Annotated in this window: 16 protein-coding genes; 3 read left to right on the top strand and 13 right to left on the bottom strand. The window is 71.6% G+C overall.

Translation table 11 applies throughout. The annotated features are described in order from the left end of the window. Positions 1 to 76: 76 nt before the first annotated feature. Genes ACGFNN_RS06885 through ACGFNN_RS06875 form a run of 3 tightly spaced genes read right to left on the bottom strand, consistent with a single transcriptional unit; the run spans position 77 to position 3,272 of the window. Positions 77 to 976: a carbohydrate ABC transporter permease gene (locus tag ACGFNN_RS06885; protein ID WP_365091334.1), complete on the bottom strand. Its 900-nt coding sequence runs from the start codon at positions 974 to 976 to the stop codon at positions 77 to 79. Next, entirely contained in the window at positions 973 to 1,935 is a 963-nt protein-coding gene (locus ACGFNN_RS06880) for a carbohydrate ABC transporter permease (RefSeq protein WP_393553655.1), read from the bottom strand. The genes ACGFNN_RS06885 and ACGFNN_RS06880 overlap by 4 nt, the downstream gene beginning before the upstream one ends. After that, complete coding sequence (locus ACGFNN_RS06875; RefSeq protein WP_362543479.1) at positions 1,932 to 3,272, bottom strand: extracellular solute-binding protein; 1,341 nt, start codon at positions 3,270 to 3,272, stop codon at positions 1,932 to 1,934. Before ACGFNN_RS06875 ends, ACGFNN_RS06880 begins: the two co-directional genes overlap by 4 nt. 453 nt (positions 3,273 to 3,725) lie before the next feature. Between ACGFNN_RS06875 and ACGFNN_RS06870 the strand changes: the two genes are divergently transcribed. From ACGFNN_RS06870 to ACGFNN_RS06860, 3 genes are all read left to right on the top strand, one after another. Then, complete coding sequence (locus ACGFNN_RS06870; protein ID WP_362672371.1) at positions 3,726 to 4,640, top strand: diiron oxygenase; 915 nt, start codon at positions 3,726 to 3,728, stop codon at positions 4,638 to 4,640. Between the two features lie 9 nt (positions 4,641 to 4,649). Then, the gene (locus ACGFNN_RS06865; RefSeq protein WP_393553654.1) at positions 4,650 to 6,311 is read left to right on the top strand and encodes an FAD-dependent oxidoreductase; all 1,662 of its coding nucleotides are present in this window, start codon (positions 4,650 to 4,652) and stop codon (positions 6,309 to 6,311) included. A 275-nt stretch (positions 6,312 to 6,586) separates the two neighbouring features. Then, positions 6,587 to 7,126 carry a MarR family winged helix-turn-helix transcriptional regulator gene (locus ACGFNN_RS06860; protein ID WP_393553653.1) on the top strand — a complete coding sequence of 180 codons (540 nt, stop codon included), beginning with the start codon at positions 6,587 to 6,589 and terminating at the stop codon, positions 7,124 to 7,126. Here ACGFNN_RS06860 and ACGFNN_RS06855 read toward each other — a convergent pair. From ACGFNN_RS06855 to ACGFNN_RS06810, 10 genes are read right to left on the bottom strand one after another with little or no spacing between them, the layout of a single operon-like run. Next, complete coding sequence (locus tag ACGFNN_RS06855) at positions 7,099 to 8,115, bottom strand: Rieske 2Fe-2S domain-containing protein (protein WP_393553652.1); 1,017 nt, start codon at positions 8,113 to 8,115, stop codon at positions 7,099 to 7,101. The genes ACGFNN_RS06860 and ACGFNN_RS06855 overlap by 28 nt on opposite strands. Positions 8,116 to 8,117: 2 nt before the next feature. Then, positions 8,118 to 8,342, bottom strand: coding sequence for a recombinase-like helix-turn-helix domain-containing protein (locus ACGFNN_RS06850; RefSeq protein ID WP_393553650.1), 225 nt, complete (start codon positions 8,340 to 8,342; stop codon positions 8,118 to 8,120). 34 nt (positions 8,343 to 8,376) lie between these two features. Next, a complete protein-coding gene (locus ACGFNN_RS06845; protein ID WP_393553649.1) occupies positions 8,377 to 9,312 on the bottom strand; it encodes a PDR/VanB family oxidoreductase in 936 nt (311 codons plus the stop codon). 38 nt (positions 9,313 to 9,350) lie between these two features. Next, positions 9,351 to 10,976 (bottom strand): thiamine pyrophosphate-binding protein, encoded by a 1,626-nt coding sequence (locus ACGFNN_RS06840; RefSeq protein WP_393553648.1) that lies wholly within the window; start codon positions 10,974 to 10,976, stop codon positions 9,351 to 9,353. A gap of 9 nt (positions 10,977 to 10,985) precedes the next feature. After that, a complete protein-coding gene (locus ACGFNN_RS06835; protein WP_362672353.1) occupies positions 10,986 to 11,774 on the bottom strand; it encodes an SDR family oxidoreductase in 789 nt (262 codons plus the stop codon). Positions 11,775 to 11,793: 19 nt separating this feature from the next. Continuing rightward, on the bottom strand, positions 11,794 to 12,549 hold the full coding sequence (locus tag ACGFNN_RS06830; RefSeq protein ID WP_393553647.1) for an SDR family oxidoreductase: 756 nt from the start codon (positions 12,547 to 12,549) through the stop codon (positions 11,794 to 11,796). Next, the gene (locus ACGFNN_RS06825; RefSeq protein WP_361581382.1) at positions 12,542 to 13,063 is read right to left on the bottom strand and encodes a cupin domain-containing protein; all 522 of its coding nucleotides are present in this window, start codon (positions 13,061 to 13,063) and stop codon (positions 12,542 to 12,544) included. Before ACGFNN_RS06825 ends, ACGFNN_RS06830 begins: the two co-directional genes overlap by 8 nt. An 11-nt stretch (positions 13,064 to 13,074) precedes the next feature. Further along, entirely contained in the window at positions 13,075 to 13,860 is a 786-nt protein-coding gene (locus ACGFNN_RS06820; protein ID WP_393553646.1) for an alpha/beta fold hydrolase, read from the bottom strand. After that, the gene (locus tag ACGFNN_RS06815; protein ID WP_362543444.1) at positions 13,857 to 14,654 is read right to left on the bottom strand and encodes an aspartate dehydrogenase domain-containing protein; all 798 of its coding nucleotides are present in this window, start codon (positions 14,652 to 14,654) and stop codon (positions 13,857 to 13,859) included. Before ACGFNN_RS06815 ends, ACGFNN_RS06820 begins: the two co-directional genes overlap by 4 nt. Beyond that, complete coding sequence (locus ACGFNN_RS06810; protein WP_393553644.1) at positions 14,651 to 15,655, bottom strand: VOC family protein; 1,005 nt, start codon at positions 15,653 to 15,655, stop codon at positions 14,651 to 14,653. Before ACGFNN_RS06810 ends, ACGFNN_RS06815 begins: the two co-directional genes overlap by 4 nt. Positions 15,656 to 15,686: the final 31 nt, after the last annotated feature.

The following is a 15,686-nucleotide window of genomic DNA, read 5'->3' as shown; positions in this document are numbered from 1 at the left end:
GGGCCCGTCGTGGCTCGGCCGTACCTCCCGGGTCCCGGGTCAGGCCCGCTCTCGGCGAGACCCGGAACGGACGGAGTCACTGCCCGGCGAGTCCGGTGTGCGCGATACCCCGCACGATCTGGCGCTGGAAGAACGCGAAGACGATCAGTAGCGGCATCCCCGCGATCACGAGTGACGCCATGATCTGGGCGTACCTCACCCCGAAGCTCGACTGGACGTTGACGAGGCCGACGGGCAGGGTCATCCCGCCGGGGTCGGTGGTCACGAGGAACGGCCAGAGGAAGTTGTTCCAGGTGGAGATGAAGGTGAAGATCGCGACGGCGGCGAGCACCGGACGGGAGAGCGGCATGACGATGGTCCAGAAGACCCGCCAGCGCCCGGCGCCGTCCACGAAGGCGGCCTCCTCGAGTTCGCGGGGAACACCCTCGAAGAACTTCACGAGGATGAACACCATGGCCGGCACGGCCACCTGGGGAAGGATCACACCCCAGTAGGTGTCGACCAGACCCAGCTGCACCATCTCCTGGAACAGCGGTGCGATGAGGACCTGCGGGGGCACCATGATGCCGGCCAGCACCAGGCCGTAGAGCAGCCGGCGGCCGCGGAAGTCCGTGCGGGTGAATCCGTAGGCGGCCATCGCGCAGGTCACGACGGTCAGGAGGGTCGTCATGACGGAGATGTAGGCCGAGTTCATCAGCCAGACCATCAGGTCGCCCGACTCCCACACCTTGCTGTACGCCTCGAAGGTGACGCGGGAGCCGATCCAGGAGAGCGGCGTCTTCGTGGTGTCGCCCTCCGGCTTGAGGGAGGTGGCGACGGCCCAGGCCAGTGGAAGCAGCCAGACGGCGGTGAGCAGGAGGGCCGCGACGAGCAGGGCGATCCGGCCGGGTGTCCAGCGCGGGCGGCGTCCGCCCGCGTCGGCCGGACTCCCGGTCCGCGTGGCGGGGCGGGTGGTGACGGTGACGGAACCGCTCACTTCGCGGCCTCCTCAGCTCGGCGCCGGGACAGCAGCGGCTGTACCAGGGAGACGGTCAGGATCAGGGCGAAGAAGATGTAGGAGACGGCCGAGGCGTATCCGATCCGATAGCCCGTGAAACCCTGCTGGTAGACGTACTGGAGGATCGGGCGGGTCGAGTCGTCGGGGCCTCCGCCGGTCATGATGTAGACCTGGTCGAAGATCTTCAGCGAGGCCAGGACCTGGAGGACGACCACCAGCCCGGTGGTGCGGCGCAGCAGCGGCAGGGTGATGTGCCACATCCGCTTCCCGGCGCCGGCGCCGTCCAGTTCGGCCGCCTCGTACAGATGGGCCGGGATGGCCTGCAGGGCCGCGAGGTAGAGCAGGAAGTTGAAACCGACGGTCCACCAGACGGTGGTCGCGACGATGCTAAGCATGGCGTACCGCTCGTCGGTCAGCCATCCGATCTCGGGCGTCAGGCCGACGGAGGCGAGGAGCTGGTCGGCGAGGCCGAAGTCGGAGGGCAGGATCATGTTGAGGAAGAGCAGGCAGACGACGCCGGACGGCAGCAGGAACGGTGCGAACCAGCTGAGCCGCCACAGCCATTGCACGACCCGGAGCTCGTGGGCGAGCAGCGCGAGGACGAGTCCGACGACGACGAGGGGGACGGTGGACAGCACCGTGAACCACACGGTGTTCCACAGCGAGGACCACACCTCGGGGTCGCGTACGGCCTCGGCGTAGTTGTCGAGCCCGACGAACTCCCCACCGGTGCCCGTGATGTTCTCGCTGGTGAGGCTCGTCCCGAGACCGGATATCAGCGGCCAGAGCAGGAACGCGGCGTACACGAGGAAGAACGGTGCGACGAAGACGAGTCCGTGCTCGGTCCACTTGCGCCGCACGCCCCTGGCGGGACCGCCGGGCGCGCCTGCCACGTGCTTCGCCGGGGGCGCGGGGGCCGCTGTCGTGGTGGAGGTCATGACGTGGCTCCCGGAAGGGGGTTACGGGTGTCGAGGAGCTTGCGCAGGCGCGCCTTCGCCTCGGTGAGGGCGTTGCGCGGGGTCCGCGAGCCGGTCAGGACCCCGGAGAACACGGCGCCGAGCTCGATCCACATCCGGGAGGCGGAACCGGCGAACCAGGCGGGCTGGTCCAGTGCCACGTCGTCGATCACCCCGCGGTATTCGGACTGCGGCTTGAGGGCGAGGTAGGCGGGGTCGTCCAGGACCGGCAGGTACGCGGGTACGTGACCGCCCTTGGCCCAGGCCACGGAGTTGCGCAGCATCCATGCGACGAGGATGTGCGCGGCCTCGTTCCGGGCGCCGCCGCGGTCCGCCTGGTGCGGCAGGACGAAGGCGTGGCAGTCGGCCTGGGTGGCGGCCGTGCCGAAGAGAGCGGGGATGCGGGTCATGGAGAACGGGAGTCCCGTGGTGGTGAAGGTGGTGATCTCCCATTCGCCGTTGAGGTGGAACGCGGTCTTCCCGCCGCTGAAGACACCCACCGATCCCGGGTAGTCGACGCGACGCACCATCAGGCCTTCCTCGACCAGCCGGGCCAGGTACTCCAGCACCCGCAGGGCCTTGGCGTCATCGAGCGCGAGGCGCTTGCCGTCCTCGGAGAGGACCGTGCCACCGGTCTGCGCGTAGAAGCTGGAGAAGAGACGCCAGGGGGTGATGCAGTCGGGTCCCAGGGTCTCGGTGACCAGCCCCGGCTGCCCGGTCGCCTTCTTCGCGGCGCGCAGGGCGTCCGCGAACTCCTCCGCCCCTTCGATCGGCTTGAGCCGCCCGCCCGACATCAGTCCGGCCTTCTCGCAGATCTCGGTCTGGTAGTAGAGGACGAAGGGATGGGTGTCGAGGGGAACGGCGTACTGCTCGCCTCCCATGCGTCCGCGGCGCCAGATGTCCGGCGGGAAGTCCTCCTCCTTCACGCCGTGTTCGGCCAGGAGGTCGAGGTCGAACGGGTCGAGGAGCCTGCCGGGTGCGAACCCGGCGAGCCGCGCGAGGTGCAGCGCGGCGAGCTCGGGGGCGCGGCCGCCGGCTCCGGCCATGCCGAGCTTGGTGTAGTACGGCGCTCCCCACTGAAGGGTCGAGGCCTCCAGGGCGATGCCGGGGTGCTCGGCCCGGAAGTCGTCGAGCATGCCCTGCATGTTGACGCCGTCGCCACCGCCGAAGAGGTGCCAGTAACGCAGCAGGGTCTGTCCCGGACCCGCGGCGGTGGCAGGGGCGGCGCAGCCGGACAGGGAGCCCAGGGCTCCGGCGGCGGCGATGGCGCCGGCGCCGCCCGCGAGGGCCCGGCGCCTGCTGAGGAGTGGTGGTTGCATTGCGGCTCGTCTCGGCTCGACTCTGACGTGCGGGGACGTGGGAAGGGACGGCGGATGTTCGAAATCTCGTCGCACGACCGCCACTTCGGACGGGACCGTAGGACGGGGAGATCGCGCCGTCAATGACTCGCGCTGATATTGCGAACAATGTTCGACATATCGAACCGAAGGGCCGCCGGAGGTCCCGGAATCGCGGAATTCGACGCGATCGCCGCCCGGGGCGAGGAGATCTCGCAGGGATGGGCACACATTTGTTACTGGGGGTAGGCCCACCCCGCCCGCTTGCTATACCTTCCGTCTAACAAGAGACGCGGAAGGCCGTCCCCGCACGGGACCGCCCTCCGCCGCATCCCGCCGTCCGCCCACCCGGCAGCACGGCACATGACGCGTCGTCATCCCCATCGCACGTGTGACAGCACCAAGGACATCGCTGACGAACCGAGGAGCCGCACCATGGCAAGCAGCACCGTTCGGCCGGATGCTGGGGACCGGTCCCCCGAGGACCACCTCACCCGTCGCCTGCTCGAATCGGCCGCCACGCTGGCGTACGACCCCGCCACGGAGGTCGACTGGGACACCCCGCTCGACAAGGACTTCCACGGCGCGAGCCCGGAGTGGAGCACCCTGTACGGCACCGCGTACTGGGGAGAGCTGACCGAGGAGCAGCGCAAGGAACTGACCCGCCAGGAGGCCGCCTCGGTGGCCAGTACCGGTATCTGGTTCGAGATGATCCTGCAGCAGATGGTCCTGCGGGACGTGTACGCGAAGGACCCCACGAGCGCGGACGTCCAGTGGGCCCTGACGGAGATAGCCGAGGAGTGCCGGCACTCCATCATGTTCGCCCGCGGAGCGCAGAAGCTGGGCGCCCCTCCGTACAGGCCCCACCGGTTCGCGGTGGAGCTGGGCCGGGCGTTCAAGACCCTGGCCTTCGGCGAGGCGGCCTACGCGGCGATCCTGGTCGCCGAGGAGGTCCTCGACGTCATGCAGCGCGACTGGATGCGGGACGAGCGGGTCGTGCCCTTCGTCCGCACCATCAACAACATCCATGTCGTCGAGGAATCACGGCACATGAAGTTCGCCCGGGCCGAGACGCGCAAGCACCTCAGCGGGGCCGGGCCCGTGCGCCGCAGGATCAACGCGCTGGTCATCGCGATCGCGTCGTACGTGATCGTGACCAGCATGGTGAACAAGGACGTCTACGCCAACGCAGGGCTCGACGAGAAGCGCGCGCTGGGCGAGGCGAAGGCGAACGAGCACCACAAGTCGATGATGCGGTCGAGCTGTTCGGGACTCATGGAGTTCCTCGCCTCGGCCCGCCTGCTCACCAGGCCCGCCCTGATGTTCTACAAGCGTGCCCATCTGATCTGAGCGGACGACATGACCTACGCCATCACCCAGACGTGCTGCAGCGACGCCACCTGTGTCTCGGTGTGTCCTGTGAACTGCATCCATCCGACGCCGGAGGAACCCGACTTCGGCCGTACGGAGATGCTGTACATCGACCCGAAGACCTGCATCGACTGCGGCGCCTGCGCCGACGCCTGCCCGGTGGACGCGGTCTTCCCCGTGGACAGCCTCCCCGCCTCGCAGCGGGAGTACGGCCCGATCAACGCCGCTTGGTTCGCGGACCGCGAGGCGGCCCCGGCCCCGGCGGGGCCGAACTTCCACGCGTGGGGGGAGCCGTCCTTCGACCGCACCCTGCCCTCGGACTTCGGCCCGCTGCGCGTCGCGGTCGTGGGCACGGGCCCGGCCGGGATGTACGCGGTCGAGGACCTGCTGCTCCACACGAGCGCGGAGGTCACGCTGATCGACCGGCTGCCGGTGGCGGGCGGGCTGATCCGATACGGGGTGGCGCCCGACCACCTGGCGACGAAGCGCGCCGGGGACACCTTCGCGCGCTTCCACGACCACCCGAGGGTGCGGCTGCATCTCGGCGTCGAGGTGGGCCGCGACGTCTCCGCGGACGAGGTCGCCGCCCACCACGACGCGGTGGTCTACGCGGTCGGCGCACCGGCGGGACGCAGGCTGGGCATTCCGGGCGAGGACCTGCCGGGCAGCATCTGCGCGACGACGTTCGTCTCCTGGTACAACGCGCACCCCGAGGTCGCGGCGGACGCCGTCGACCTGTCGGCGGAGCGGGCGGTCGTCGTAGGCAACGGCAACGTCGCCCTCGACACGGCGCGGATCCTGGTCTCTGAGCCGGACGCGCTCGCCTCGGGGGACATCGCGGGCCACGCGCTGGAGGCACTTCGGGCGGGGTCCGTGCGCGAGGTGGTACTCCTGGGGCGCCGGGGCCCCGAGGACGCGGCGTACACCCGGTCGGAGCTTCTGGCGCTCAAGCACCTGCCCGGGGTCGAACTGGTCGTCGACGACCACGATCCCCGGACGGGCGCCGCCATCGACGGGGCGGAGCCGGGCGACCGGGCCGCGCTGCTGCGGGGCGTGACCAGGAAGGCGGTCGACTGGACGGCGCCACCCCCGCCCGACAGCCGCCGGATCGTGTTCCGCTTCCACTCCGCCCCCCTGGAGGCGACCGGTGACGAGGCCGTCCGCACGGTCCGCGTGACGGACGGCGCGAGCGGCGCGGACGGCAGGGAGATCCCCGCCGGGCTGGTGCTGCGCGCCGTGGGCCAGCGCGGACTCCCGGTCTCCGGGCTGCCCTTCGACGAGGCGACGGGCACCGTGCCGCACGAGGCGGGACGCGTGGAGGGCATGCCGGGCACCTACGTCGTCGGGTGGATCAAGCGGGGCCCCTCGGGTGGCATCGGGGCGAACAGGACCTGTGCCGCCGAGACCGTGGGCGCCCTCCTGGACGACGCCGTGTACGGCCGGCTCGAAGCGCCCGCGGCGCCGGCCAAGGCGTTCCAGCGGCTCGTGCGCCGCCGCAACCGCCGCGTCGTGGACGCTCGCGGGCTGGCGGGGATCGAGCGGACCGAGCTCGCCCTGGGCCGACGGGACGGCCGCCCGAGGGTCAAGCTCGCCACCCTCCCGGAGTTGGTGGAGGCCGCCAGGAACGGGTGGAGACGGATCCCGGGCTGAGGACCCCCCGGCATCCCTCGAACATCGCGCCCCGCGCCCCCGTTTCGCACCGGGGGCGCGGGGCGCGACCTGTCGCGAGCCGGGATTCACCTGCAGAGAGCGACTTCGCGCGTCAACTGCTCTTCGCATGACACACATTGGAAACTTAGGTTAGGCTTGCTTCACTAAACGTTGCCCGCTGTCGTCCCGGGGAGGTTCCCGTGCGGTCGCGCCCGGCCGGCGGTCCGGTCGTGACCCCAGGATGCCGTCGGCCGACGCCACGTGAAGGAAGAAGCATGCACCAGCCGAGCCCTCCGGGAACTGCCGGCGCCCCGCGCTCCGCGGCCGGGACACCGTCGAGCGTCCTGGGTCTCAACACCTACCTCATGTACGCGACGGGCAAGGCCGCGCGGCGCAGGCTCACCGACACGCTCGCGGCCCACGGGCTGCGACTGTGGCACCTCACCATCCTCGCGATGCTGGACGAGGCCGGCCGCCTGTCCAAGGGCGATCTCGCCACGCGGCTCGACATGAACCAGAGCGACCTGACGAGGACCGTCACCGACCTGGACGGGGCCGGCTATGTCGAATGCGCCCGCGACGCCTCCGACCGCCGCCGTATCGAGGTCACCCTGACTCCGGCGGGCAGGCATGCGCTCGCCCGCCTGCAGGCGGAAGTGTCCAGTACGGAGACGGAGCTCCTCTCCGTACTGGACCACGAGGAGAGGGAGCGGTTCACCGCCCTGCTCCGCCGTGTCCACGTCCAGCTCGAGGAGGGGCGGGCCGGTGGCCCGGTGCCACGTCCCGCTCAGGAGACCGCCGTCGACTGCGCCTGAGCCTCCGCCCGGTAGAGACGGCGCAGCCGGACCACGCCCAGGTCGTGCTGGTAGAGGTTCTCCTGCTGGTCGGCGTCGGCGGGCATGGCCTCCAGCATGACGCGGTCCTGTTCCAGGACGTCCCAGTGGCGCCGCTCGATCAGCGTCCGGTACAGGAAGCGCCAGGAGGCGCGCTGCCAGTCCGCGACCCGGCGGTAGCGCCAGAAGAAGACGCCGCTGCGCCGCTCGTCGACCGGGCAGACCATGCCGACGATCCCGAAGGGGCCGCCGGGGCCGGCGGACGGCGGGTACGGGATCGAGAGGTCGACCCAGTCCACACCGGTGCGGCAGAGCTCCACCCAGTCGAAGTTGACGCCTCGTTGGTCGGTCTTCTCGAAGAAGTACCCGCGGGCGGTCTCCCGGATCCGGAACTTGGCGGTCGTGTCGCCGTCGAACATGGTGTGCGAGTCGTGGTGCAGGAAGGCACCGTGCATGGGGTCGAGCAGGTTCTCCACGGCGTACCGCCAGGGCGCGTCCCACTCCGCGTAGCAGAGAAAGGCGTCCACCTCGGGGTCGGTGAGCGGCTCCGGGAGTGTCAGCTCGGCGGGCTCGGGGTGCTCCTCGTCCCCGAAGTAGGCGAGGATCGCGCCCCCGACCTCGCGTACCGGGAGCGAGGTCACCAGCTTCCTGCCCTCCAGGCTGCAGCCCGGCAGCCCGGGGACGGAGGAGACGGTGCCGTCGGACTCGACCTCGACGCCGTGGTACCAGCAGGCGACACGGTCTCCCAGGTGCTTGCCGAGGGAGAGCGGTGCACCGCGGTGCGGGCAGCGGTCCGCGAGCATGGACAGGGCACCGTCGGAACGGCGGAACAGCAGCCACTGCTCGCCGAGCGCGGTCACCTTGCGCATCGCGCCGGGGGCCACGAAGTGCGAGGGCACGACCGGGTGCCACTGGTTGCGCAGACCGGTCGCGTAGATGTGGTCCGCGGTGGCGGAGGACGAAAGCGTCATGGTCAGGCTCCCAGTCGGTTGATCTCGGCGCGGAAGGACTCCTCGGTCCACGGGCTGCCGTCTGCGGCGTGGACCTGACGGGCGTTCAGCCCGCGCACGACGTCGGCGAGCTCGTGGCCCTCGCGGGTGAAGACCTCTTCGAGGGTGGCGGCGAGCTTGTACTCGTACGGGGTGGGCTCGTGCGTGCGGGACTGGTGGACGTCCAGGTACGGCCAGGTGTCGGTCACGGTCTCTCCTGAAGTGCGAGCGAGGGGGAGGGTGTCAGAGGTCGAGGACGAGACGTCCTGAGGCGCACCGCGAGACGCAGATCATCATCGTTGCGCACGTGGCCCGTTCGGCCTCGCTGAGCAGGAAGTCGCGGTGGTCCGGGGTGCCTTCGAGAACCCGGGTCTCGCAGGAGCCGCAGATCCCGTCCCGGCAGGAGTTGTCGACGGTGAGACCGGCGCTCTCCGCGGCCTCCAGGACGGAGGTGCCCGCTCCGACGGTGAGGGTCACTCCGGAGGTACGGCACTCGACCTCGAACGCCTCGTCGTCGGCGGCCCGTTCCACCGTCGGTGCGGCGAAGCGCTCCAGGCGCAGCTGCTCCTCGGGGCACCGCTGCTCGACGGCCGCGAGCAGCGGTTCGGGCCCGCAGCAGTACACCAGGGTCCCGACGGGCAGTCCGGCGAGCACGGAGTCCAGGTCGATGTGGCCCTGCTCGTCCTGCGGGACGAAGGTGACGTCTCCGTCGAGCGCGTCGAGTTCGGTGGTGAACGCCATGGAGGCGCGGCTCCTGCCGCCGTGGACCATGCGCCACGGGACACCTCTGCGGGCCGCTTCCCTGGCCATCGCGAGCAGCGGGGTGATGCCGATGCCGCCGGCGACGAACAGGTAGGCGTCGGCGTCCTCCAGCGCGAAGTGGTTCCGCGGCTCGGAGACGGTGATCTGCTGCCCGGGCCGCAGTTGGGTGTGCACGTAGCGTGAACCACCGCGCGAAGCAGGTTCGTTGAGAACGCCGATCCGGTAGACGTCCGGTGTGTCCGGGTCACCGCACAGGCTGTACTGACGGACCTGCCCGCCGGCGTGGACGTCGAGGTGCGCGCCGGGGGTCCAGGCGGGCAGGGGTTTGCCGTCGGGGTGGGTCAGCTCGACGGACAGGACGCCCTCGGCTTCCCAGGTCATACGGCGGACGGTCAGCCGCAGCGAATCCTCGCTCATGGTCTGTTGCCTCCTTACCGGCGGTTCGGGCGGCCGGGCTACTGGCCCGGAATCCTGACGGGCGGGGTGAACGGGTTCTTCATGGGGCCGAGGGCGTCGAGGTCGACCTCGACGAGCGTGGGGCCCTGGGAGGCGATGGCCTCGGTGAGCACCGGCCCCGCCTCCTCCTGGGCGCCGATGCGTGCGTAAGGCAGCCCGCAGGCGGCCGCCAGCAGCCCGAAGTCCGGGGTGGTCAGGTCGACTCCGGAGCGACGGTCGCCGTGGTGGTCCTGCATGTTGCGCAGGACCCCGTAGCCGCCGTCGTTGAAGACGATCAGGGTCAGGCGCGGCCGTTCCTGGGCGAGGGTGAGGAGCTCACCCAGGTGGACGGCGAGTCCGCCGTCGCCGGCGATCACGACGGTGGGCGTACCGGGCCTGCCGATCGCCGCGCCGATGCCCATGCCCAGCCCCTGGCCGATGCCTCCGCCGCGCGGGAAGACGTTGTCCTTCGGGTCGTACATCTCCAGGAGCCGGTTGCCCCAGCTGCTGGAGGGGATGGTGACGTCGCGTGCGACGACGGCCTCGCGGGGCAGCAAGGCCCGGATGGCGTCGCAGATCGCTGCCTGCGGGCCGATGTTGTCGTGCAGGACCGCGCGTACCTCGGTGCGCACGGCCCCTACCCGGTCCGTCCAGCCGGGCTCCGCGGCGACCGCGTGCGGAAGCAGGGCGTCCAGGGTGCCGGCGGCGTCCCCGTGCAAGGCGTGGGTGACGGGGTACACCCGGCCGAGGGCGGCGGCGTCGAGGTCGATCTGGATGTGCGCCCCGGGGAGTTCCAGGGTGTAGTCCGCCGTCTCGTTCGACCGGAAGTGCGTGCCGACGGTCAGCAGGACGTCCGCGTCGGCGAGCAGGGCGCGCACCGCGGGTGTGGTGCCGAAGTTCCCGATGACCTGCTCGTGGTCCTCGGGGACGCTGCCCCGCCCGGAGTTGGAGGTGATCAGTCCGGCGCCGGTCGTCTCCAGCAGCCGGGCCAGCTCCCCCCGGGCGGTGTTCGCGCCACCGCCGGCCCAGATCAGCGGGCGCCGGGCGGAGGCCAGGAGGGCTCCGGCAGCGGCGAGGTCGCTCCGGGCGGGTACGACGGGGGCGGGTGCCGCGTAGGCGGCGGGCTCGTCGGTCTGGGCGGCGTACTGGAGGTCGATGGGCCACTCCACGCTGGCGGGGCCGCCGGGCGCGGTGAGCGCCGACCGGGCGGCCTCGCGCAGGATCCGGCCGGCCTGGGCGGTGTCCGGCACGCTCGCGGCATGCGCGGAGACGGCCCGGAGCATGCCCAGTTGGTCCTTCGTCTCGTGGATGAATCCCCTTCCGCTGCCGAGGAACCGGCTCTCCACCTGACCGGTGATGTGCAGCACCGAGCTGCCGGCGCTGAGCGCCTCGATCAGCGATCCGGCGGCGTTGCCCGCGCCGGTGCCGGTCGAGGTCAGGGCGCAGCCGAGGGTGCCACGGGCGCGGCCGTAGGCGTCGGCGGCGTTGACCGCGGACGCCTCGTGCCGGACGGGTACGAACCGCAGTTCACGGTCGACCGCCTCGACGAGCGGCAGGTTGTGGACGCTGACGATGCCGAAGACGGTGTCGATGCCGAGTTCGCGCAGGACGGTGACGAGGAGATCGCCTCCGTTGTCGTGACGCATGGTGTCTCCTCAGAGGATGGAACGGCCGACGCCGCCGCAGACGTCGATGCCGGTGCCGGTGATGTACGAGGCGCGGGGCGAGAGCAGGGCCACCACCGCGTAGGCGACCTCTTCGGCGCGGCCGAGCCGGCCCAGCGCGATGCCCCGGTCCTCGGCCAGCTCCGTCTGCCACTGCTCGTACGACAGGCCGGAGTCCGCGGACGCGTGGCGGCGTGTCCACTGGCCGGTGTCGACGAGCCCGAGGCACACGGAGTTGACGCGGATGCCGTCGGAGGCGAGCTCGACGGAGAGGGACTTGGAGAGGTTGAGGATGCCGGCGCGTGCGGCGCTGGTCGTGATCAGCCGGGTCTCGGGCTGCTTGGCCAGAACCGCGTTGATGTTGACGACGCTCGCGGCACTTGATGCGGCCAGGTGCGGGCGCGCCGCCTGGAGGGGGTTGAGCACCCCGGCGAACTTCAGCTCCAGTTCGTCGCGCCAGTCCTCGGCGGTGGAGTCGTCGAGTCCCTTCATGCGGGACTGTCCGGCGTTGTTGACGAGCCCGTCGATCCCGCCGAACTCCTCGGCGGTTCGGCGGACGAAACCGCGGACGGCTTCGGCGTCCCGTACGTCGCAGACGCCGGTCAGCAGCCGGCCGTGCCCGGCTCCCAGGGCGGCGGCAGCCTCGGCGAGCCGGCCGGCGTCGCGCCCGCAGGTGGCGACGCGGGCGCCCTCGTCGAGGAGGGCGCGGACCGTGGCCAGGCCGACGCCCGAGCTTCCGCCGGTGACCACGATGGTGCGGTCGGCGAGGCCCAGATCCATAACTCGTTTCTCCTGCGGTTCAGTTCATGGTGAAGCCGCCGTTGACGGCGATCACCTGTCCGGTCAGATAGCGGGACTCCTCGGCGAGCAGGAAGGAGACGATCCCCGTGAGGTCGTCGGGCTGCTGCGGGCGGGAGATGGCCCGGTTCACGCGGTAGAGGTCGTGCCGCTCGGCGGGCACGTTCTCGGTCGCCTCGCATTCGGTGAGGCCGGGGGCCACGGCGTTCACGGTGATCCCGGAGTCGCCGAGTTCGCGGGCCATCGCGCGGGTCAGTGCGATGACCGCGCCCTTGGAGGCGATGTAGTGGGCGAGGCGCGGGGAGCCGTACAGGGCGGCGTCGGACGCGAGGTTGACGATCCGGCCCGGTCCGGCGAAGAGCGGGTGCAGGGCCTTGGACACCAGCCAGGGGCTGCGGGCGTTGACCGTCATCAGCCGGTCCCACGCCTCGACGTCGATGTCCTGGAACTCCTTGCCGCCCACCCCGTTGGCGAGCGCGGCGTTGTTGACCAGGCCGTACAGCGGGCCGAGTTCACGCACCGCGCCGGCCAGGGCGTCCACCGAGGCGGGGTCGGCGACGTCGCAGCGCACGAAGTGGGCGTCGATGCCCTCGGCGCGGAGTTCCGCCGTGGCGTACTCGCCCCGCTCGTGTTCCAGTTCGGCGAGGACGACACGGAAGCCGTCGGTGCCCGCCCGGCGGGCCATGGCCAGTCCGAGGCCACGGCCCGCTCCGGTGACGACGACGGTGCGCCGGCCTGCCGAGGGCTGGTCAGCCACGGGTGACGCCGTGCATCGGCGAGTACTCGGGGTAGGTCGGGACCTGCGGCTTCCGCGTGCCGATGACGACGCAGAACAGGGCGTCGGTGTCGCCCTCGTTCTTCAGGGACCGGGTCACACCGGCGGGGACGACGATCATGTCGCGGTAGCCCAGGGTGCGGTACTCGGCCTCGTCGGCGCCGCGGTGGATGCCGACCTTGACCTCGCCCTCCAGGACGAAGAAGGCCTCCTCCACGTCGTGGTGGGTGTGGGCCGGGCCCTCGGCGCCGGGCGGCAGCAGCATGTTGGAGAAGGTGAAGCCGCCGGAGGGCAGGATCCGGCTGTCGCTCTCGTGGTTGCCGGTGGCGCCGGAGCCGACGTAGCGGATCTGGCCGCGGCGGAACTGCGGGCCGGCCTTCTCCTGGAAGGACAGGGTGTCGAAGTCGGCGACCCGGGACGCCTTGGTGGCGATGAGGGAGTCGGTGTACGCGGAGAGGTCGTCGCCGTTGTCGTACGCGTCGGTGGTCAGAGGCATGGTGGAGGCTCCTACTCGGGGATGGCCGCGGTGATGCGGAGGTGGGAGAGCACCCAGGCGTCGAAGTGGCCCGGCTGCTCCTGGTTGGCCAGGTGACCGGCGTCCTTGACGATCACGTAGGCGGTCTTGTGGATGGCCCCGGCGATGGCCTGGCCGGCCTCGATGCCGGTGACCCGGTCGTGTTCGCCGCAGAGCACGAGGGTGGGGACGGCGATCGAGGGCAGTTCGGCACGCAGGTCGGCGGAGGCCATGGACTCGGCGGCGTAGGCGTAGCCCGGCAGCCGGACGGAGGCGGCCATGGTGTCGACGACGCGGCGCACCAGCTCGTGCGGTGCGCCGGGCGACACGAGTCGCGGGCCGCGGGCCTCGGCGAAGGCGCGGGGGCCGAGCTCGGCGAGGTCGGCCGCCCTGCCGCGCATGCCTGCGGCCTTGGCCTCGTCGGTGCCCGAGCCCGGGCTGGAATCGGCCACGATCAGCGAGGCGACCAGCTCCGGGTGGCGGACGGCGAGCCGTAGCGCGATCACACCGCCCCAGGACACACCGAGGACGTGTGCCGAGGCGGCTCGCTCGCGGATCAGGGCGGCGGCCGTGTCCGCGTAGTCGTCGAGGCTCATCGGCCCGGCGGGGTCGGGTGACTCGGCGTACCCGGGGGCGTCCCAGGCCACGACCCGTGCGTGCGCGGAGAGTTCGGCGAGCTGCGGGGCGAAGGCCGCCGAGGACGAGCCGATGCCGTGCAGGCAGAGCAGCAGGGGGCCGCCGTCGCCCGCCTCCTCGACGTGGACCTCGGCGGCGCTCACAGGATCTGCCCGGTCCGGCCGGCGAGGGCGGCGAGGCTGCGCAGCACGGCGTACGGCACCACCTGGCTGGTGGCCGGGTTGACGGGGTCGGGCAGGTGCGCGACCTCGAAGCGGTAGGTGCCGTGTCCGCCGGTCGCCTCGATGACATGGCGGGTGTGGTGGGCCGCCGGGTCGGCGACGACCTGGACCCGCACAGCGTCCAGGTCGCCGACGGCCAGCGCGACCGAGGCGGCCACGTTCGTCGACTTGGGGAACTTGACCGGGACGTCGCGGGCGGTTCCGGTCATGACCTCGACCGGTCCGGTCGCGGTCCGCATGCGCCCCAGTAGCGTCTCGTCCATCCAGGGCTGTTCGAGGGTGGAGGGGAGCTTGGTGGTGGTCAGCCGGACCTCGTCCAGCGGCCCGAGGGTGCGCACCGCCTGGAGGAGGTCGAGGCCGCCGACGGCGCCCCCCGTGAAGTAGACCCGTCCGGGGCCGGCCGCCAGCAGCCGCTCGGTGAGTCCGTCGTCGGTCAGTGCGCCGGTGGACGCGATCAGCAGGTCGGTGCCGGACGACAGGACGCGCTCGCCCCATTCGCGTACGACGCCCTGGCCGGCGGCCTCGACGACCAGGTCGCAGGACTCGATGGCCTCCTCGAAGGTGGCCTGCGGTACGGGGGCGGCCTCGCCGAGCGGGCGGTTGTCGACGACGCAGACCAGCTCGGCGCCGGTCACGCGGCCCTCGGCGAGCGCGGTGCCGACGACGCGGCCGATGGCGCCCCATCCGACGACGGCGACCTTGCGGACGGTGCTCATGTGGTGGCCTCCTGGGCGTCGACGGGGGTGAGCGGGGCGGGGCCCCGCGATTCGTGGGCGGCGTGCGGACCGGCGGCGGCGCGGGTGGCGAGCGGTCCGGGGTCCGGGGAGCCGGCCATGCTGCACCGGATCCCCGTGGACGGTGGTCCGGCCGTCCCCCACAGGTCGGAGAGCTCGGGGACGCGCCGCCACACCCGGGCGATCCAGGCGTCCTCGACGATCTGGGCGACCTCGGAGGTGTACTCGCAGACCAGGCCGGAGGGGTCGGTGAAGTAGGAGAAGGTGTTGTTCCCGGGGCCGTGCCGGCCCGGTCCCCACTGGGGGGTGATGCCGTGGTGGCGCAGCCGTCCCAGGCCCCGCATGAAGTGGTCGACCGAGCTCATCTCGTAGGCCACGTGGTTGAGGGAGGTCCACTCCGCCTGGTTGAAGGCGATGCAGTGGTGGTCGCTGTTGCAGCGCAGGAAGGCCATCTGGTGCTCGGACCAGTCGGAGACCCGCAGCCCGAGCACGTCGCAGTAGAACGCGACGGCGGCGTCGATGTCCGTGGTGTTGAGCACCGCGTGGGTCACCCCGACCGGTACGGCGCCGTCCCGGCCCCGTGGCGCGACGGCCTCGACCTGGGCGCTGATCTCGACGAGGCGGCCCTCGGGGTCGGTGAAGCGCAGTCCGTAGCCGCCGCCGGCCTGGTCGAGCGGGCCGGGCCCGGCGACGGGCACGAGGGCGCGTGCCTCGAGGCGTCGCGCCGCCTCGTCGACCTCGGCGGGTGTGCCGACGGCGAATGCGATGCGGCCGAGACCGACCCGGTCCCGCTCGGTGAGGTGCAGGACGTGGTGTTCGTCACCCGTGCCGCGGAGCCAGCGGGCACCGGTGTCGGACTCGACGGTCTCCAGGCCCCAGACGTCCTCGTAGAAGTCGGCGGCCTCGGTGAAGGCGGGGGTGTGCAGCTCGACGTAGCGCAGCGAGCGGAGCCGGGCGATCGGACCGGGCGGCGGTCGGTACATGGGGTTCCTCCAGGACGGGCAGGTGTGCCGG

The organism is Streptomyces sp. NPDC048590 (assembly GCF_043199535.1).
GTDB lineage: Bacteria > Actinomycetota > Actinomycetes > Streptomycetales > Streptomycetaceae > Streptomyces.
The sequence above is the reverse complement of the archived record's forward strand: the minus strand, read 5'-3'. Positions and strand labels throughout refer to the sequence as shown.